The sequence below is a fragment of the Thermodesulfobium narugense DSM 14796 genome (genome assembly GCF_000212395.1).
Classification (GTDB): Bacteria; Thermodesulfobiota; Thermodesulfobiia; order Thermodesulfobiales; family Thermodesulfobiaceae; genus Thermodesulfobium; species Thermodesulfobium narugense.
Map to the genome: position 1 here is coordinate 1206143 of NC_015499.1, position 18730 is coordinate 1224872.

Annotated in this window: 20 protein-coding genes; 6 read left to right on the forward strand and 14 right to left on the reverse strand. The window is 31.7% G+C overall.

Features of this window, described 5'->3' with window-relative positions:
• Positions 1-61: 61 nt before the first annotated feature.
• From THENA_RS06005 to THENA_RS10190, 3 genes are read right to left on the reverse strand one after another with little or no spacing between them, the layout of a single operon-like run.
• Positions 62-607, reverse strand: a complete 546-nt coding sequence (locus THENA_RS06005; protein ID WP_013756513.1) for a DEAD/DEAH box helicase family protein — start codon at positions 605-607, stop codon at positions 62-64.
• Complete coding sequence (locus THENA_RS09685; protein WP_281054588.1) at positions 607-813, reverse strand: HEPN domain-containing protein; 207 nt, start codon at positions 811-813, stop codon at positions 607-609. Before THENA_RS09685 ends, THENA_RS06005 begins: the two co-directional genes overlap by 1 nt.
• 6 nt (positions 814-819) lie before the next feature.
• Complete coding sequence (locus THENA_RS10190; RefSeq protein WP_281054578.1) at positions 820-954, reverse strand: hypothetical protein; 135 nt, start codon at positions 952-954, stop codon at positions 820-822.
• Between the two features lie 175 nt (positions 955-1129).
• Between THENA_RS10190 and THENA_RS06015 the strand changes: the two genes are divergently transcribed.
• From THENA_RS06015 to THENA_RS06025, 3 genes are all read left to right on the forward strand, one after another.
• Complete coding sequence (locus tag THENA_RS06015) at positions 1130-2896, forward strand: diguanylate cyclase domain-containing protein (RefSeq protein ID WP_013756515.1); 1767 nt, start codon at positions 1130-1132, stop codon at positions 2894-2896.
• 103 nt (positions 2897-2999) lie between these two features.
• Complete coding sequence (gene murI, locus THENA_RS06020; protein ID WP_013756516.1) at positions 3000-3833, forward strand: glutamate racemase; 834 nt, start codon at positions 3000-3002, stop codon at positions 3831-3833.
• A complete protein-coding gene (locus THENA_RS06025; RefSeq protein ID WP_013756517.1) occupies positions 3808-6681 on the forward strand; it encodes a [protein-PII] uridylyltransferase family protein in 2874 nt (957 codons plus the stop codon). The genes murI and THENA_RS06025 overlap by 26 nt, the downstream gene beginning before the upstream one ends.
• A gap of 1 nt (position 6682) precedes the next feature.
• On the opposite strand, the gene THENA_RS06030 is transcribed toward THENA_RS06025, so the two are convergent.
• The 4 genes from THENA_RS06030 to THENA_RS10110 all read right to left on the reverse strand — a co-directional run bounded on the left by THENA_RS06030 (position 6683) and on the right by THENA_RS10110 (position 10426).
• Entirely contained in the window at positions 6683-8032 is a 1350-nt protein-coding gene (locus THENA_RS06030) for an aminopeptidase (protein WP_013756518.1), read from the reverse strand.
• Positions 8033-8072: 40 nt separating this feature from the next.
• Complete coding sequence (locus tag THENA_RS06035; protein WP_013756519.1) at positions 8073-8993, reverse strand: radical SAM protein; 921 nt, start codon at positions 8991-8993, stop codon at positions 8073-8075.
• Positions 8994-9258: 265 nt separating this feature from the next.
• Entirely contained in the window at positions 9259-10134 is an 876-nt protein-coding gene (locus THENA_RS06040; protein ID WP_083816156.1) for a DDE-type integrase/transposase/recombinase, read from the reverse strand.
• Positions 10103-10426: a hypothetical protein gene (locus THENA_RS10110; RefSeq protein ID WP_041437950.1), complete on the reverse strand. Its 324-nt coding sequence runs from the start codon at positions 10424-10426 to the stop codon at positions 10103-10105. Before THENA_RS10110 ends, THENA_RS06040 begins: the two co-directional genes overlap by 32 nt.
• A 178-nt stretch (positions 10427-10604) precedes the next feature.
• Between THENA_RS10110 and fsa the strand changes: the two genes are divergently transcribed.
• Positions 10605-11258: a fructose-6-phosphate aldolase gene (gene fsa / locus THENA_RS06050; protein WP_013756520.1), complete on the forward strand. Its 654-nt coding sequence runs from the start codon at positions 10605-10607 to the stop codon at positions 11256-11258.
• A 38-nt stretch (positions 11259-11296) separates the two neighbouring features.
• Here the strand turns inward: fsa and fbp are convergent, their stop codons facing one another.
• From fbp to rfbC, 7 genes are all read right to left on the reverse strand, one after another.
• Positions 11297-12262 carry a class 1 fructose-bisphosphatase gene (gene fbp / locus THENA_RS06055; RefSeq protein WP_013756521.1) on the reverse strand — a complete coding sequence of 322 codons (966 nt, stop codon included), beginning with the start codon at positions 12260-12262 and terminating at the stop codon, positions 11297-11299.
• A 2-nt stretch (positions 12263-12264) separates the two neighbouring features.
• Positions 12265-13680 carry a class II fructose-bisphosphate aldolase gene (locus THENA_RS06060; RefSeq protein WP_013756522.1) on the reverse strand — a complete coding sequence of 472 codons (1416 nt, stop codon included), beginning with the start codon at positions 13678-13680 and terminating at the stop codon, positions 12265-12267.
• A gap of 83 nt (positions 13681-13763) precedes the next feature.
• Positions 13764-14591 (reverse strand): bactofilin family protein, encoded by an 828-nt coding sequence (locus THENA_RS06065; protein WP_154645328.1) that lies wholly within the window; start codon positions 14589-14591, stop codon positions 13764-13766.
• Between the two features lie 83 nt (positions 14592-14674).
• Positions 14675-15142 carry an anti-sigma factor gene (locus tag THENA_RS06070; protein ID WP_013756524.1) on the reverse strand — a complete coding sequence of 156 codons (468 nt, stop codon included), beginning with the start codon at positions 15140-15142 and terminating at the stop codon, positions 14675-14677.
• Positions 15132-15686, reverse strand: coding sequence for an RNA polymerase sigma factor (locus tag THENA_RS06075; RefSeq protein WP_013756525.1), 555 nt, complete (start codon positions 15684-15686; stop codon positions 15132-15134). Before THENA_RS06075 ends, THENA_RS06070 begins: the two co-directional genes overlap by 11 nt.
• Positions 15687-15838: 152 nt before the next feature.
• A complete protein-coding gene (locus tag THENA_RS06080) occupies positions 15839-16270 on the reverse strand; it encodes a ferritin-like domain-containing protein (protein ID WP_013756526.1) in 432 nt (143 codons plus the stop codon).
• A gap of 70 nt (positions 16271-16340) precedes the next feature.
• On the reverse strand, positions 16341-16886 hold the full coding sequence (gene rfbC / locus THENA_RS06085) for a dTDP-4-dehydrorhamnose 3,5-epimerase (protein ID WP_013756527.1): 546 nt from the start codon (positions 16884-16886) through the stop codon (positions 16341-16343).
• Between the two features lie 82 nt (positions 16887-16968).
• On the opposite strand from rfbC, the gene leuC reads away from it, so the two are divergent.
• Positions 16969-18228 (forward strand): 3-isopropylmalate dehydratase large subunit, encoded by a 1260-nt coding sequence (leuC, locus tag THENA_RS06090; RefSeq protein ID WP_013756528.1) that lies wholly within the window; start codon positions 16969-16971, stop codon positions 18226-18228.
• A 1-nt stretch (position 18229) separates the two neighbouring features.
• The gene (locus THENA_RS06095) at positions 18230-18727 is read left to right on the forward strand and encodes a 3-isopropylmalate dehydratase small subunit (protein ID WP_013756529.1); all 498 of its coding nucleotides are present in this window, start codon (positions 18230-18232) and stop codon (positions 18725-18727) included.
• Positions 18728-18730: the final 3 nt, after the last annotated feature.

Consider the following 18730-nt stretch of genomic DNA (forward strand, 5'->3'; position numbering starts at 1 on the left):
AAAGCCATAACACTATTAATCACAAAATTTACTTAATTTGTTTTCAAAATCGTCAAAATTATCAAACCAATGTATCAAAATTGTTACTGTTAAACTCTTCAGCGTGTTCTTTAAATTGGTCCAAAAGATCATCACGATGCGTCAGAAAAAGAATATCTCCCTTTGGCAATTCTTTTTTGGCAATGAGTTTTCCTAAAATCTCAATCAATTTTACTACAATCAGCGTTTTTCCTGAACCAGTTGCCATCCAAAAACTCATCCGATTGATAAAATGAGCAAATGAGATTTTATTATCAATTACCGGGTAATCTTTAGAATATTCCAAAAAATACTTTATTGTCTTACTGTCTTGCTTTTTCTTTAAATCATAATCAAAATTCTCTTCAAATCCGTTTAATTTATAATGATTAAATAGTTCGTTTTTATCAGCTCCTTTGTCTTTAAAATATAAATACATTGCTTTTATTGCATTCTTTAAGGCGTCACGTTGAAAATCAAAAAGCGTTTTATCATTTGAAAACCGAGCAAAATCAAATCCTTGCCACTTTATCGGCAAGTTTTCAATAGAAATATAATCTATGATATTTTGCAAGTACAGCTTAGTCATTATCTTATTTCCACTGCATAATCAGTAAGTTTAACAATATCTGGTCTAAGAAGAATATTAAAAGATTCGTCTATCTCTGAACAGCTAGAAATCAACTCCGCAATATCATGAGTTTTTCTGATTTCCTTCCCATTGAATATGAGATAAGCCTTTAAGTGTTTCTCAATACATTGCTGCATATGAAAACAAACTGCATCCGCTTGGATGAAACATCAACGTATAATTTGACGTTTACTTAAGCCTAAAACTTCAGCTGCCTGTCTATTAGTGATATTGCCTTCAATTGCTTGTTCAATTACAAAAACTCTGCGTGATTCCTTAACACTCAAAAATATCTCTCCCATCATAGTGACAAAATTAGCGTCTTCTTAAGGAGTGAAATCAGTGTCCGTTAACAGACGCAATTCGTAAACTTGACAAAAAAGGGAAAAATGTGTACGCTTAATCCAATTTTTATTTAAGAAATAATAACTTGCGAAATTTTGATGCTTTATCTAATTTTTCTTTGCTTAAGAAGGGAAAATGGCAGAAAATAATGATATAAGTTTAGAAAATAAATTTGATGCGTTTAAAGAATTAATCGACAACTTACATATACCTATTTTACTTATAGATAAAAACCACAAAATTATTTTGCAAAACAAGAGCGCTTTTGCTTTATTTGGTTCAAAAATAGGCGGATATTGTTGGCATGAATTATGGAACGCAAATTTTCTTCCAAAAGAACAAAGAAAATCTTTTGAAAAGGGACAAATTTTACCAACTATGCAATGTTACTTTTGCTTATCCAATATAAAACATAATTTTAAAAAATATTTACTTAAGGAGTTATATTTTAAGAATGAATACTGGCAATTGAACTGGGTATCATTAGACAAAGATAGCATGTACTTGATTTATTTAATAAATATAACTCAATCCAAAGAAAGAGAAAATGAACTAAAAGAAGAAAAGAATTTTTTGAGAGAAATTATAGACCTGGTACCAGACATGATATGGCTAAAGGATACACAAAAAAGATATCTTCTTGCAAATAAAGCAATCTGTAACAAACTCCTTCATGCAAAAAACACAAACGAACCTATAGGTAAAACTGACCTTTACTTTGCACAAAGGATAAGAGAACAAAAATCAGATGATCCAAACTTTCATACTTTTGGAGAGTTGTGCATGGACTCTGATTCAATAGTACTTGCTACAAAGAAACGAGGAAGATTTGAAGAATATGGAAATGTAGCTGGAAAATATTTATATCTTGATGTTATAAAAGTCCCTAAAAAAAATGATAAAGGAGAAGTAACTGCAATACTAGGAGCAGCAAGGGATGTAACAGAACAAAAAATTGCAGAAAGAGAATTAAAAGAGGTTCAAGAGAAGCTAAAACATTCACTTGCCTATCATAAAATTTTGTTTGAAAAAAATGCAGCAGGCATTTTGATTATAGATAAGAACTTCACTATACTTGATGCTAATCCAACTATATGCAAAATGCTTTTATATGAAAGGGAAGAACTTGTAAACAAAAATATAAATCTTATTCATAAAGACGAAAAATCAATTCAAAAATGCAAAAAATTTATTAAAAAACTCTTTAGAAAACCAAATGAGGAAATAACTATTGAACAAAGCTTTAAAAGAAAGGATAACTCTACTGTTTGGCTCGAAGCAACAAGTTCTTTAATCGAACTTCCAAATAAAGAAAAGGCAATCCTCTGGAGCGCAATCGACACTACAAGTCTATATCTGCTAAAAGAAAAACTCTATTTCCAAGCGCTTCACGATAATCTTACAAAGTTGCCAAATAGACGTTATTTGAGTTTGGAGCTTACAAAGGCGATAGAACGTGCCAAAAGACACGATTATATTCTAGCAGTTTGTATGATAGATCTGGATGACTTTAAACCTATAAATGATAACTATGGACATGAAATTGGCGATATTGTTCTAAAAACAATAGGACAGCGTCTAACAGCCAAGCTTAGGAAAGTTGACTTTGTTGCTAGACTGGGCGGTGATGAATTTGTAATTCTTTTAGAGTCTATTAAAAACCCAAAGCATTTAGAAAGGATTTTCGCAAAAATAGACGAAGCTATTAGTTCTCCTATTAAGATAACAGAAAATATTACTGCTCAGGTTGGTGTAAGCATGGGAGTATATCTATACCAAAAGAATGACTCTGCAACTCCCGATAACATCTTAAGATTTATTGATATAGCAATGTATGAAAGCAAAAAACAAAAGGGGGACAGAGAACACTTTTGGAAAATTTATGAAAATAAAAATTTTTAAACTTAAATTACTTCATTAAAAGTTATATAAAAAAATACTACTACCATAATAAAAGTGATAAAATAATATAAATATTGCTTTTAAATTAACTGGAGGTTTTATCTTGAAAATAGGTATTTTTGACTCGGGGTTGGGTGGAGTAAACATCTTAAACTCTATTATAAATAGCAATTCACCGCTAATAGGCGACATATTTTATGTCGCTGACACCATAAATGTACCATACGGGAACAAAGATATAGAAGAGTTAGAACTCATAGTAGGAAATATTATTTCTTTCCTCGAAAATAAAGGTTGCGAACTGATTATAAGTGCATGTAATACATCCTCTTCCACAGTATTAAACAAACTAAAACAAAAAACCAAAATTCCAATAATTGGCACAATAGAACCTACAATAAACTTTGTAAAAGAAACCTTTCATCACAAAAATCTTATAATTCTTGCAACAAAGGTTACAATTGAAAGTAAAATCTTTGAAAATGCCCTTTCTGCATGTGATTACAATGTATATCCGGTTGCTTGTCCAAAGCTTGTCGATGCTATAGAATTTATGAATCCATCTCTTGAAATAGAAGACCTTTTAAATAGATATCTTCAAATAGATATAAATGCTAGTGAACCAATAGGTATTTTATTAGGTTGCACACATTATCCTTTAATTAAAAGCCAGATAAAAGAAGTTGCTTCAAAAAGGTTTTCCAACGAAATAATTATATTGGATCCATGTGAAAGAATTTCTAGTGAAGCGCTAAATTTGATCTCAAAAGATAGCTTAATTAATAAATCAAAAAGAGTATACATTTATGATACGTTTGACATAGAACTAATAAAGAAAAAAATAGATTATTATTTTAAATTTGATAAAGCAAGCGTATATTTTGAGAAAATATCAAATACAAAGCCACTAGATGAACTTAAGATCAACCACCCTTAATATCAATCCCGATTCATTTTTCTATTCAATCATAGAAAAACACAATCTTAAGATCACTGATGTAGAATTTACAAAAAGTAATTTTTTAAAAATTTTAGAGCATTCCCCCTCGCCATATTTTTTGTGTAGCGATCTTATAAAGAGACCTCTCTTTGCCTATAGATTATTTACAATACTTTCTTCAAGCATTTATCTGACCAAGATACTTTTGCAGCACCCAAACTATTTAGATCTTCTTAGTTCTGTAAATTTTGAATTAAATCTCAATTTGGATGACTATATCCTTGAAGCAAAAAGAGCAACTGATATATTTAAGGGATTCGAAAATAAAATAAATGCCCTTAAAAGGTTAAAGTTAAGGGAACATCTTAGAATAGCAACAAGAGAAATACAAGGAAATCTTGATTTAAAAAATTCTACCTTACAGCTAAGCGCCTTGTATGAAGCACTTTTAAGAGAAGTTTTAAGTGTTTGCAAAAAACATCTTGAAGAAAGACTTGGTAAAAAAATACCCCTTTTTACAGTTTTTGCTGGTGGAAAGCTTGGAGGAAGAGAGATAAACTATTGCTCAGATGTAGATCTAGTTTTCATATCGCCCCAAGAAATTGATTATGAAGATCTGAAATTATCAAACAAACTAGCTAGATTTTATATAAAAGTTCTTTCCGACTTCACACAAGAAGGCTTTTTCTTTCATGTGGATCTAAACTTAAGACCTGAAGGCCCTGATGGAGCCTTACTTCCTAAGAAAAATGCATCTATTGAATATTGGAAAAGGTGGGCAGATCCCTGGGAGTGGCAATCATTAATAAAATTTAGACCAGTAGCAGGCAATATCAATTTGGGTAAGGAGATTTTAAAGTCCCTTAACAAGATAATCTACCCAAACTTCCCATTAGAAAAGAGAATAGATAGCATATTTCAAATAAAAGAAAGAATAGAAAATCAATTTTCAAATAATTCAAATGAATTAAAAAGATCTCCTGGTGCTATCAGAGATGTAGAATTCTTATGTCAATTATTCCAGGTTCTTTACGGTTATATTTATCCAGAATTACAAGAAGTTAACACAATAAAAGTTTTAGAAAGATTATCCAAACTTAACCTTATTAGTTCAGATGAGTTTCACGTCTTATATGAGGGCTACATCTTTTTAAGAAAGATAGAACATCTTCTGATGATATACAACAATCAAATCATACATGAACTTAGCAGCGATCCCGAACAAACTAACATTATTAGTAAGCTTATGGGTTATCCCAACGAAAAAGATTTACTAGAAAAAGTTATAGAACACAAAAAAAATATAAGATCTGTATTTGAAAAATACTTCAACAAAGTTTCTTGGATTAATAGGAAAAAAATAAAAAAGGGAATATCTCAAGTAATTGAACTAGAAGAAAAGGATTTAGAAGATGTAAAACAATTATTAGAAGACTTTAATCAAGAAATACCTAAAGATTTAAATCATTTCTCAGATTTAACCGAATCATCAAGATATCTAATGCTGCTAAAAATTGGAAACACAAAGTTTCAGGAAACTTTATCATATCAACTTGAAGAACTACTTTTAGAAATATGCAAAACCAACCATCCTGATTACACACTAAAAAATTTTTCTCTCTTTCTCTCCAATATGAAGGGAAAAGATACATTCTTTCAGCTATTCATGGATAACGAATATCTAAAAAAATTAATTCTTTCTTTTTCAAATTTTGGTCCTTATTTATTAGACAAAGTTGTCAACGAACCAGAATTTTTAGATTATTTGATAGAAACAAAAGAATTAGACTTCGAAAGCATAAAAGAAAAGAACATCAGTTTTAATCCACAAAATATTACAAATTCAATTTTTAGAGAAATATTAAACCTTTCACAAAGTTATCTTACAAGGGTAAGAAGTGAGACTTGGGTTCAGAAGGAGCTCACATACCTCGGACAAAAGTTGTGTGAGTTTTGTTTCAATCAAAACATACAAGAAAAATATAAAAATGAAGTAGCTTTGTTGGCTCTTGGAAATTTTGCAACAGGAAGGCTGACTATAACTTCAGATTTAGATGTGCTGTTCGTTCACTCAGACCTCATTTCAGATCTGGATCTTTACACTCTTCACAAAGATTCTCAAAAAGCAGTAATCAACTTCTTAAAGACTAACGACAACACAAGTTTTCCACTTTACTTTGACCTAAGACTTAGACCTGAAGGAGAAAACGGAGAAGTTATAAGAAGTCTCTCAGCATACAGGTCTTATTATGAAAAGTATCTAGAGCCATGGGAGAAAATAGCCTATTCTAAATTAAAATTTATATGCGGAAATTTTAACCTTGCAAAATCTTTGATTATTTTAACAAGAGAATTTTGTTATAAAGCTTTCACTAAAGAAGAATTAGAGGATCTTATTAAGATAAGAAATAGAGTGATTCAAGAAAGAATTAATCAAGACATTGACCCAAAAATGGATATTAAGCTTGGTCCAGGTAGTCTAATGGACATTGACTTTTTGCTACAAGTTTATAGACTTCCTCTAGCCAAAGATTACAAACCTCTTAGAATATCCGATCCATGGCAAATACTCAAAAATATGGATAACTTTGCCCCTTGGTCTCCTAAAGAGCATAGCATACTTAAAGAAGCGTTTAACTTTTATAACAAAATACTTTTCGCCTTAAAATTTTTACGCGGTAATACTAACAACATACTTTTAACTGAAGATGAACTATCAATCTTGAAAAAGATGATAAAGTACAACGAAACAATTGATATATTAAGCTACTACCTAAAGTTGAGTAACTCTGTCAAAGATATATTCGATAAATATTTTTTACAAGCATCAAACTTTAGGGTTTAAATCACTTCATTATCAAAAAAGATTTATAAGCCTTATAGGTTTCATACAAATCAGCTTTTGAAGCTATTTCAAGCGGAGAATGCATAGAAATCAAAGCAGGACCACAATCAAGTGTTTCAATGTTATGTTTCGAGATATACTTTGCGATTGTCCCACCTCCACCTTCATCTACCTTGCCAAGCTCTGCAATCTGCCAAATTACGCCATCTTTATTAAAGGCTTCCCTTACTTCAGCAACAAACTCGGTATTAGCATCATTTGAGTAATATTTTCCACCGTGCCCTGTAAATTTTGTTATAACAACCCCATTGTTTATGTAAGCTGCATTGTCAGCTTCATGAACGTCTTTATACATTGGGTTAACAGCTGCGCTAACATCAGCAGATAGACACTGAGAACTCTTAAAGAAATTTAAGATGTTTGCAAAGGTTGGCTCTATCCCCTTTCTTTTTAAAATTTCTATGGCTATATCGTATACAAAACTTGACTGAGCAGAGGTATTGCCTTCAGAACCAATCTCTTCCTTATCAACCATAAGCAGTACCTGAGTTTTGTCAGAAATACCAACATCAAAAAAAGCCATTAGGGATGCATATGCGCATATTCTATCATCCTGTCCATATGCTCCAATCAAACTCTTATCAAAGCCTATATCGCGAGGCTCAAAGGCTGGCACAGCTTGTATTTCAGCACTTACAAAATCCTCTTCCACAATCTTATACTTTTCATAGAGATAATTTAATACGTTTAACTTTATCTGATCCTTTTCTTCCTCTGAAAATGGTATAGATCCACAAATTATATTTAATTTATTGGCATCAAATGCTTCTTTTGTAACCTTTTCATCAATAACCTTTTTTGACAGATGTGGCAAAAGATCAGGTATTACAAATATAGGATCATCAGGTTCTTCGCCAATGTTAATTTCTAAAATCTCTTTATCTGATTTAACTAGAAAAACGTGCAAAGAGATTGGGATGTTTAGCCACTGATATTTTTTTATTCCACCATAGTAATGAGTGTGAAACAAACCCAAACCACTGTCTTCAAATAAAGGATTTTGTTTTAAGTCAATTCTTGGTGCATCAATATGGCTGGCAATCATTCTCATACCAAAACCTTCTGAAAGCCTTATTAGAGCTACACTTTTATTTCTATTAATTATGATAAATTCTCTGTCTTTCTTGTTATTTAAAAAATACTCATTTACAAATTTTACAGTTTCTCTCTCTGTCTTACATTTTTTTAAAAAATTTTTATAACCTTGTGCAAAGTTAAAAATACTTTCTCTATCTGTCTTAAACCATGCATTTTTTCTTTTCATAAATAAGATATTCTTTAAATCAGGCATGCTAACCTCCACGAATTAAGATATTCAAAAGTCATATAAATCATTCTTTTACAATAAAAGCCTTTCCATCATAAATCTTTTGGCTAATTTTACCCTCTTCAAAAAGTTTATTTAATATCCTTGTAATATCTTCGTTACTAGCCCCAAACACGTCCATGAGTTCTTCTTTCGAACATGGCCTAATGCTCACCATCTTTGCAATAGATAACTCAAGAAAATCTTGAAAATCCATATTTTTGTCTCTAAATGGCTTTATAAGTTCAGCATTTAGATCTCTTAACTCAGAATAAATTTGCATAAGTTCATCGTTTGTTAACTTTTTTATGCTTTCCTCAGCAGGAGGTCTATCTATAGTTCCAATCTGAAACTTGTGAGGGTTTATAAGCTTTACTGCTCTTTTCAAATCTTCAATATCCTTTTTACTATCATTAAAATCTTTTACAAAAAGTGATTCCAACCAGATTTCGCCCCTAAACTTATCTCTAAATTCTTTTATACCGTTAATAATTTCATCAATTTTTAAGCTTCCATGTGCTCTATTAATTTTTTTGAATGATTCTTGATTCGCCGCATCAAGGCTAGGTATAACCACATCAGCATCCATTAGATCTTCCTGTACATCAGTTAGGTTTAAAAGACTCCCATTGGTAAGCACTGCAATTTTAGCAAGATTAAAACTTTTGACGTATCTAACAAGCCTGCCAATATCTTTATTTAGCGTTGGCTCCCCACTACCCGAAAAGGTAACAAAATCAAATTTGCCCATTTTTTTATAATTTTCTCTAAAATCTCTTTCAATCTCTTCTGGATTATAAAAGGATCGCCTATCGTTAATAAGATTTGTAGTTTTTCCTACTTCACAATAAACGCAATTAAAATTGCATACTTTATGTGGAATAATATTTATTCCAAGGCTTAACCCAAGCCTTCTTGAGGGCACAGGCCCAAATAAAAATTGCATAATAACCTCCCAATAATTTTTAAAGCTAAACTTTATTATATCACTTGAATATTACTATCCTTGTTACTATTAAAATTAATTATGATTACCAATTTTTAATAAAACCTCAAATTTAGCCTTTACGTGTTGCCTCATTTAAAAACCTAAAGGAAGTTGTATTCGTTGCCTCACTTAAAATTCTAAACATAACCATAACATATTTTATCTTTGTTTTTGCTAATTTTTTTAATAGAGTTTCTTACTTCTTCCTTTATGGATATATCTTCTAGTAATTTTTTTGAAGTTTTACTATTTCTCTTTGAAGTTCAGCTGGATTTAATTTTGTATACTGTTCTATTAGCTTTTCTTTATCTATTTTTTCTACACCAGGATTTTCTAATATTCTTTGATAAGGAGTTCTTGCTTTATCGTATTTTTTTGTAACTTTACTTCCAATTCTTTCTTTTGAGATTTGTTTCATTATAGGCTGAAAAAAGTTTATATATAGCCTTAGGCTTTCATAAAGCCTTTTTAAAGTTATTAGCTCAACTTCTCTATCATATCTAAAATAACCAACATATTTTCTTACTACAGAGTAGTTTTTCTGTTCAACATAGCAATTATCGTTTTTTCTATATTTTCTTGACCTTGTGAACGTTATATTATTTTCAACACAATAACGATGAAGTTGATGATTTATAAACTCTGCTCCATTATCAGAATCAATTCCAAAGAGTTTAAAAGGCAAGCGTTTCTTTATTTCATCTATTGATTCAAAAACCCACCTTTGAGCTTTATTTCTTAAAGCATCTATTTCTATCCAACCGGTGCAAATGTCAACTGCAGTTAGAGTTTGGATAAATTCTCCTCTTAGATCTCCTCCTTCATGACCTACAAGGTCTATTTCTAAATATCCAGGTATACTTTCGTCCCATTCTGAAAATGTCCTTATAGGAATCTGACTTTTAAGAAGGCTGCCTGGTTTTGTATATGTCTTTCCCTTTGGTTTATTCATTCTTTTGTATTCTGAAAGTATTCTGTCTATAGTAGATGCGCTTATCTTAAAGAGTTTTTCTTCTACATCCCTTTCAATTTGTATTTCTTTAAACTCTTTAAGTTTATATATTATGTCAGGAAGAACAGGTTTTAACCTTTTTGCCACATGGACAATCTAAAACGTCCCATACCTTAATTAACGCCTTTTTTACATCATCATCATAATATTTGCTTTTCTTTTTCTTTTTCTTCATCGTTAAATCTACTTTTAAAACTCTGTTATTCATCCTTACTATCTTCTCATGACTGCTTAAAAGAAAAGATGCATAACTACGATTGTATCCAGTCAAAGCTATTAACTCATCTAAAATAATGCCTTTTTGTTTCTTGCTTGCTTTTTTATATCTTTTTGCAATTTCACTCACCACTGATTTTCTTTCCTTCATCGTTAACCCCATTTCTAGCCTCCAGAGTTATAGTAACTACTATTCTAAGAGGCTTATTATTTTCATTTAGATTTTTTATTTGAGGCAACGATTGTATTTCATTTAGATTTTTGATGAAGCAATTCGCTTTATAGATTTTTATAAATAATTAATTTATAATAATTAAAAAATTTTTAAGGGGTGTAGAAATTTGGAATTATATTTAGATACTGCAAAAATAGAAGAAATAGAAGAAGGCGTAGAACTTGGTATAATTTCAGGCGTAACTACTAATCCTTCTCTACTTGCAAAAGCTAATCCAACAGCTCCAATAGAACACTTAAAAAAAATTTGTAGCATCGTAAACGGTCCAGTCAGTGCAGAAGTTGTTTCAACAAATTATAAAGACATGGTATCAGAAGGGCTAAAAATATCTAAGATATCTGAAAACATCGTAGTAAAAATTCCCATTACTGAAGATGGTCTAAAAGCCACAAAAGTGTTGTCAAAAGAAAACGTTCCTGTTAATATGACTCTTATATTTTCAGAGTCCCAGGCAATTTTAGCATCTTTAGTTGGTGCAGCTTATATAAGTCCTTTTATAGGCAGATTAGATGACATTTCTTACGATGGCATGAAACTCGTAAAATCAATATCTGAAATCTTAAAAACTACTAATTCGAAATCAAAAATAATTGCAGCAAGTGTAAGACATCCCTTGCACGTTGTAGAGGCTGCAAAACTAGGAGCCCACATAGCAACTGTGCCATTTAAAACACTGAAACAACTTGTAAAACATCCATTAACCGATATAGGTCTTGAAAAGTTTCTAAGCGATTCAAGGGGTATTTCTATAGTATCTTAGAGGACAACAAATTATGTTGTTCTCTAAGTTTAAATAGTTTATCCTCTCATATAGTCCATAAGTTCGTCTATATCCTCTTTACTACCCATAAAAACAGGCGTCCTCTGGTGTAGACTAGTAGCTTTTATGCTCAATATCTCATTAACTCCATCAGTAGCCCTGCCACCGGCTTGCTCTATTAACAAACTCATGGGTGCTGCCTCATAAAGGAGTCTTAATTTGCCTTGTGGATTTTTTTTGTCTCCCGGATAAGCAAAAATACCACCTTTTAACAATGTTCTGTGAACGTCAGCAACCATTGAACCTATGTATCTAGCTGAATAATTCTTTGATTTCAAGTTATCAATATACTTTTTGAGCGGTTCGTCCCATCGTTGAGAATAACCCTCGTTAATGGAATATATCTTCCCTCTTGAAGGCATTTTTAAATAAGGATGAGACAAAAGATATGAACCCACCGAAGGGTCCAGAGTAAACCCGTGAGTGCCGTTTTTAGTTGTGTACATAAGCATTGTTGAAGAACCATACACTACATATCCTGCAGCAACCTGTTTGTATCCCTCCTGGAAAAAGTTTTCTACCCCATCACAATATTTCCTGTATATAGAAAATATTGTTCCTACGTTTACGTTTACGTCAATATTTGATGAACCATCCAATGGGTCCAGAGCAATTACGTACTTGCCATTCTTCCCTTTCTCTGGAAATATGGCATCATCAACTTCTTCCGAAGCAAGAGCATAGAATTCGCCTGAATCAGAAAGATGCTCAATCAACCAGTTATTAGAAAGTTGATCCAATTTTTGAACTTCTTCGCCTTGCACGTTGACCTTTCCTATCTTGCCTAAGATATCAGAAAGACCAGCTTTTCTTATTCTTGAAGATATTATTTTTGTTGCATTTTCAATAGACATCAACGCTAAACTAAGAGACCCCGTAGCTTGGGGAAATTGTCTTTCCTCTTCCAAAATAAAACGATTAAGATCAATGCCTATTCTGGCCAAAATCAGTCAGCCCCCTCTTCGAATTTCAAAGCTCTAAAATCTACGTTTTTATGGCTCAAATCATTGTTCTCTTTATATCCTATTTTTACTAATTTAATATATTTGTCAGTATAAGATTTGGTATCAAAAACGTTCAATTGTGAAAATAGAAATTCAATCTTTTTCTCCAAAACATCCAATATTTTATTTTTATCAGCATCTGACAAATTCCACCATTTTTCCTTTAATGGTCCAAAAACCTTTTTCCTTGTTTTATAAATGAATTGCTCTCTTGTCATGTTTTCTTTCCACTCTGATTTGAAATTCTCTTCAATAAATTTAAAATTTTCTTCTCTAAACTCTTCAGGTGCAAAATCAAACATTATGTTTTGAAAACCAGTCGCAAGATGAATCTCTGCAGTTTTGTGTTTAGGAAAATTATTAAATAGTTCATCTGGCAAGGTTGAGGCACCGTGTTGAACAGCTCCAGCTATATGATATTTTTCCCTGGCACACTTCCCTATAGAGTCCAAAACGTTAAAGTCTAACTTAACACTTGCTACAGTTCCATCAGGGAGAGGAATTCCACCGTGAGCTGTTCCAGTTTGAACACTAATTTTTGAGATCCCCGGGCTAGATTTTAAGTTATCCAAATATGCGTTCATAAATGCTTCAAATTCTTCTACAGTAGAATTCTTACCACCTATATGTCCAATTTCAGCGCCTACAGAAACGTTTATCCCTTCTGGTTGAATAGATCTTATAAAATCAGTCATTTTTGCAGTATTAATATAATTATGATACTGCTGTTCAACCAAAGTTGGCTTTGTATAATCTACCAGTGTAGACGGATCAATATCTATATTGTAAAATCCAGCTTCTATAGCCTCTTTTGTAAGTTTTTTAATATTATCTAATTCTAACTCTGGATTTGAAAAATAATTTTTGGAACTAAATTGAAAGTGATCTCCTTGAACAAATACTGGCCCCCGATACCCTTCTTTAATAGCTGCAGCTAAAACGCAAGAAATATACTCTAAAGGTCTTTGAAAAGTGTATTCTATCTCAGATTTTGCTATCTCAAATATAATAGCAGTTGTGTTTCTCTCAATTGCAACCTTAAAAATTCTCCTTGCAAAGTCATAGGTTAGACATCTAATATTTATTGCAGGAACAGTAAATTCAAGTCCTTCGCCTCTCCCCTTAGCCATATATAGATCATGGATTGAAGAAGAGACAATATCCATCATATTTGCAAATTCTCTAATCAGAAAGTAGCAATAATTTTTTATTTGAGAATCCTGTGTGAAAACAGCTGTCTTAATAAGATCATCAATCACATTTTCTCTAAGCCTATCTTTATTTAGCGTAAGTTTTCCATTAATCAATAACCCATTGGCTTCAAGATTTTTTGTAATTTCCTCTTTTGTCCCAAACAAACTAATCTCCCCTTCCTTACATTATAAGTTCGTAAGTTCGCTCATTTAACAATATAAAACAAATATTAAAAAATATCAAATTTTTAAGAATTCTTGTAAAGCAAGATACTATAAGAAAGTCCAAGCGATAGCCAAATCAAGTAAAACAAACTCCCACTAAAAATTAATATTGTTAGTGACAAAAATAAACATGAAAATAAAACATAAAGCAAGTAAGGAACATCTTTTTTTAAAACTAGATGAAATAGATTCTTAAAAATTGAAAAGGTAAAAAACGTTATGCCTGGCACACTTAAAACCGACATTATAGCCAAAAAGATTATAGCAAGAATTGGTTCTTCTCTAGAAAACCAAAAAATACTCGGAATTGACAAGAATATAAAAAGCGAAAAACATATTGCCTTTAATGAAAATTTGTAAACGTAGTTGTATTTTTCAATTACAACTCTTTTAAAAAACAAGAAATAAATAAAGCACATAAGAAATATCAGAACTGAAAAAAATATCTTAGCCTCAAAACTGTTTATAAGTGTTCTAAAATCAAGTACCACTCCCCCTTCAAAATTCTTGCCAAATATGGGCTTTACATTCAAAAAAGGAGGTGGAGTCCTTTTTGATGATATTTCTAAAATATCCCCAGTTTTTGCACCACTCTCTTTTTTAAGTGATCCATTATGAATAATTACCTTCCCAGTTATTACTGCAGAATCTTTCAAAATTACGTCAGATCTGTAAGCGATTAAATCACCATTTATCCTGCCACTAACAGTCAGTATCGCATCATGAACGATAAAATCACCATTTATTGCTTGATCTTGTCCAATGTTAATCTCTTTTTTTACAAAGTCTTTTTTTAAGTTTTGCTCCTCTTTAGGTAAATGCCCAAAGCCTTGTCTAACCTGGGATAACATAAGTTTTTGATCCTGAGCAAAAACAAAATTGAAAGACAAAAAATATAATGTTAAAAAAGCAAAAAATAAGAATAATCCTTTTTTCAACTTAAAAGTTCCTTTCTTTTTTTATAAACAGAAAAGATAATAAAAGCCAAAAAACTTCCTATCAAGAGGTAGACTAAAGAGATGTTGTTATAGAAAATCTCCCAAAAAACTTCAAAAATATAGAACACGCTCTCTTCAATATCTATTGAAAATATAGAATAATCTATATTGTTTAAAAATATTGAACCAATTAAAAGAACAAAAGACATAAAAGCAAAAAAGAAAATAAAATTCTTTATAAAAGCTTGTTTTTCTATCCTATATACAATCAATGAAAAAAGATCGTCTGGAGCGTTCATAATTGGTAAATTCCTAAGCGAATATGTAAGTTGTTTAGATCTTTGCCTCAAATAAGAGCATCGTGGGCAATTTTTTACATGAGCCTCCAATTCAAGTAGCTGTTTAGATGTAATTATTCCAAGCTCTTCGAGCTCTATAAGTTTCTTACATTCATCACAGCTCATACGTAGACAACTCCTTATAAAGTCTTTTCCTGCCTCTAGAAATTCTCATTTTAACAGTTCCCTCATCAATTGATAAAATATTCGAAATTTCCTTTATACTCAATTCTTCCTGATAAAATAAAACTATAGCAACCCTATAAATTTCAGGAAGTTTTAAAAGCGCCCTTTCAACAGCTTCTTTATTTTCATATCTTATAATTACCTCCTCAGGCAACAAAGAGCCATCTATAGGATCAAAACTTCTTTCATCATCTTCTGAAGTCAAATCCTCAAATGATGTAAATTCTTTTTTTGTTCTTTTTTTATCTATATATAAATTAGTCAGCACTCTCTTAGACCACGGTATAAAAGGATAGTTGATATCAAATTTGTCTACATTATTGTAGAACTTAATAAAAAATTCCTGCACGAGATCCTTTGCCTCTTCAGCAGAACCGGATAATCTATAAGAAAGAGTATATATAAAACTGCTATACTTATTGTATAAGTCTCTAAAAGCATTCTGGTCTCCCGATTTTATCCTTAAAATTAGATCTGAGTCCATATATTAGAAAGCACCTCATATAATCACCTTTATTCTATTTATACTTTAAATAAGTTACATTTACAAGTTCTAAATAGAATACGATTTTATTAACTATAAAGAAACAAAAAAAGGGAGCAACTCTTTGCTCCCTTAATAACTTAAGTTTGTTATTAGTCTAAAAGATAATTTTCAAATGTCTGGAGATGTTCCATCTCTTCCAACAAGATCTTTTCAAAAAGTCTTCTGGTTGCTAAATCATCTTGCTTCTTTGCAAAATTAATTATTTCTTTATAGAGTTCAATAGCTTCATTTTCAGCTTTGATATCAAGCTCAAGCATTTCTTTCAGAGAAGATCCTACCTCAATATTATTTGGCTTAGTTGTTGGTATCCCACCAAGTTTAAAAAGATGCTCTGCAATATCCTCAGCGTGCTTCATTTCCTTAATCGAAATCTTTTTTAAATCTTCGCCTATAATTTTACCCTTAAAACCAACTAATTGTATATGCTGCCACATATACTGGATGCTAACCTGGATCTCTCTGGCAATAGCCTTGTTCAGCATTTCAAACAATTGCTCTTTTGTAGCTTTTGCTTGTGCCATTCGAATCCTCCTAAAAATTATATTTATTAACAAATATTATATTACAATTTATGTAAAATAATAATTAAAACTACTCTAAAAACTCTTCTTTAAATGACTTTAATCCCGCATCCTGTGGAGAAATAATTGGGTTTTCAACAGGCCACGGTATAGATAAAAATTGATCGTTATATATTACTCCACTAGAATTTTTAGGCGAATATTCAGAAGAAGTTTTGTAAAGCACAAGCGCAAAATCGCTTAATACACAAAAACCATGCAAAAAGCCATCAGGTACGAAAAGAAGATAATCATCACTGTCGTGCAATATAACTGTAAAATATTTGCCAAATGTTTTAGAATCCCTTCTAACATCAACTACAGCATCGAATATGCTTCCATAAACACACTTTACAAGTTTTGCTTGACCATAAGGGGCCTTTTGATAATGAAGTCCTCGTATTACACCTTTTTTAGAAAAGGACAAATTATCTTGACTAAAATCTAATTCAATTCCCATTTCTTTAAAATCAGAATCTTTGAAAATCTCTTGAAAATAGCCCCTATTATCAAAAAATTTTTTTGATTTTATAATTATTAAGCCTTCAATACCCGTTTCTATTTTTTCAAATGGCATATTTCTCCCCTATTTAATTTATTTTTTTCATTTTATAATAAAAGTGAAAATTAAAAAAGCACATTTCAGAAGGGAGTCAAAAATGGGAAAAACTATTGCGGAAAAAATTTTTTCCAAACACTCAAAAAAAGATGTAAAAGCAGGCGACTATATTCTTGCAAAGCTAGATATAGTTCTTGTAAATGACATCACAGGTCCATTAAGCGTTATGGAGTTTCAAAAATTAGGAGACATTAAAGTTTTTGATAAAGATAAAATAGTAATAATTTGTGATCACTTTACGCCAAACAAAGACATTAAATCAGCCCAAAACGTAAAGATGTTAAGAAATTTTGCAAAAAACCAAAATATAAGGCATTTCTACGAACCTGGCCATGTAGGAATAGAACACGTCATGATTCCTGAGCTAGGTTTGGCTCAACCAGGCTATTTAATAATTGGAGCAGATTCTCACACTTGCACTTATGGCGCGTTGAATGCATTTTCTACAGGAGTAGGCTCAACTGATGCTGGTATGGCAATGGCAACGGGAGATACGTGGTTTAGAGTGCCACCATCATTTCGAGTAGAAATAAGAGGTAAACAAAAGAAATGGATTAGCGGAAAGGATGTAGTACTTCACTTGATAGGAAGAATTGGCGTAGAAGGCGCAAACTATTTTGCTCTTGAGTTTTGTGGGGAGGGGTTAAGAAATCTTTCCATAGATGACAGATTTACCATTTCAAACATGGCAATTGAGTGTGGAGGTAAAGCCGGCATATTTAATTATGATGAAGTAACGGAAAAATATCTAAAAAGTTTGGGCATAGATGCATCAAATTACGTAGAAGCAGACAAGGACGCGAATTACGAAAAGAGTATCACAATAGATTTAAGCGACCTTGATTATACTGTTTCACTTCCCTTCTCTCCAGATAACACTATCAACGTAAGCAAATTAGAAAAAACTTATGTTGACCAGGTGGTTATAGGTTCTTGCACAAACGGTAGGATCTCGGATTTAAGAGTTGCAGCAGAAATTTTAACAAACAAGAAGGTAAAAGATGGTCTTAGAGTAATTGTGTTACCAGGGAGTCCAAAGGTCTATCTTGAAGCTTTAAGAGAGGGTTTGATAGAGAAATTTATTATAGCTGGGGCAGCAGTCTCTACCCCAACCTGTGGTCCGTGTTTAGGCGGCCATATGGGTATTCTTGCTGAAGATGAAGTCTGCGTTTCAACTACTAACAGAAATTTTATTGGCAGAATGGGACATCCAAAAAGTAAGGTAATTCTAGCATCCCCTGCTGTTGCTGCAGCATCCGCAATAACTGGATATATCACTTCACCAGAGGAGGTAATGTAATATGATTTTAGAAGGCGCTGCAAGAGTTTTTGGTAACAATATAGATACCGATCTAATAATAGCTGCAAGATATCTAGCAGAAACTAATGAAGTTGAACTTGGAAAAAACCTGTTCAAAGATTTAAGGCCAAACTTTGTAAACGAGATGAACAAAGGAGACATAATAGTTGCTGGAAATAATTTTGGGTGTGGCTCATCAAGAGAACACGCCCCTTTAGCTATAAAGGGTGCAGGAATTAGTGCAGTTATTGCCAATTCCTTTGCAAGGATCTTTTTTAGAAACGCTATTAATGTTGGTCTACCAATTTTCGTAACTAGTGAGAACTTGAGTTCAATAGAAGAAGGCGACATGTTATCCATAAACGCTTCAGAAGGAATACTTTTAAACAAGACCAAAAACAAGACATATAAATTTGATCCATATCCAGAATTCTTATTAAATCTCGTTCAAATAGGTGGTCTCTTTAACTTTACCAAAAATCGTCTGAAAGAGGTGTAGAAG

Bases quoted from the DNA above. Each gene is read 5' to 3' on its own strand.
- THENA_RS06005 (WP_013756513.1), bottom strand. From the start codon at position 607: ATGACTAAGCTGTACTTGCAAAATATCATAGATTATATTTCTATTGAA.
- THENA_RS10190 (WP_281054578.1), bottom strand. From the start codon at position 954: ATGATGGGAGAGATATTTTTGAGTGTTAAGGAATCACGCAGAGTTTTT.
- THENA_RS06015 (WP_013756515.1), top strand. From the start codon at position 1,130: ATGGCAGAAAATAATGATATAAGTTTAGAAAATAAATTTGATGCGTTT.
- THENA_RS06025 (WP_013756517.1), top strand. From the start codon at position 3,808: ATGAACTTAAGATCAACCACCCTTAATATCAATCCCGATTCATTTTTC.
- THENA_RS06030 (WP_013756518.1), bottom strand. From the start codon at position 8,032: ATGCCTGATTTAAAGAATATCTTATTTATGAAAAGAAAAAATGCATGG.
- THENA_RS06035 (WP_013756519.1), bottom strand. From the start codon at position 8,993: ATGCAATTTTTATTTGGGCCTGTGCCCTCAAGAAGGCTTGGGTTAAGC.
- THENA_RS10110 (WP_041437950.1), bottom strand. From the start codon at position 10,426: ATGGGGTTAACGATGAAGGAAAGAAAATCAGTGGTGAGTGAAATTGCA.
- THENA_RS06065 (WP_154645328.1), bottom strand. From the start codon at position 14,591: ATGTTATCCCAGGTTAGACAAGGCTTTGGGCATTTACCTAAAGAGGAG.
- THENA_RS06070 (WP_013756524.1), bottom strand. From the start codon at position 15,142: ATGAGCTGTGATGAATGTAAGAAACTTATAGAGCTCGAAGAGCTTGGA.
- THENA_RS06075 (WP_013756525.1), bottom strand. From the start codon at position 15,686: ATGGACTCAGATCTAATTTTAAGGATAAAATCGGGAGACCAGAATGCT.
- THENA_RS06080 (WP_013756526.1), bottom strand. From the start codon at position 16,270: ATGGCACAAGCAAAAGCTACAAAAGAGCAATTGTTTGAAATGCTGAAC.
- rfbC (WP_013756527.1), bottom strand. From the start codon at position 16,886: ATGCCATTTGAAAAAATAGAAACGGGTATTGAAGGCTTAATAATTATA.
- leuC (WP_013756528.1), top strand. From the start codon at position 16,969: ATGGGAAAAACTATTGCGGAAAAAATTTTTTCCAAACACTCAAAAAAA.
- THENA_RS06095 (WP_013756529.1), top strand. From the start codon at position 18,230: ATGATTTTAGAAGGCGCTGCAAGAGTTTTTGGTAACAATATAGATACC.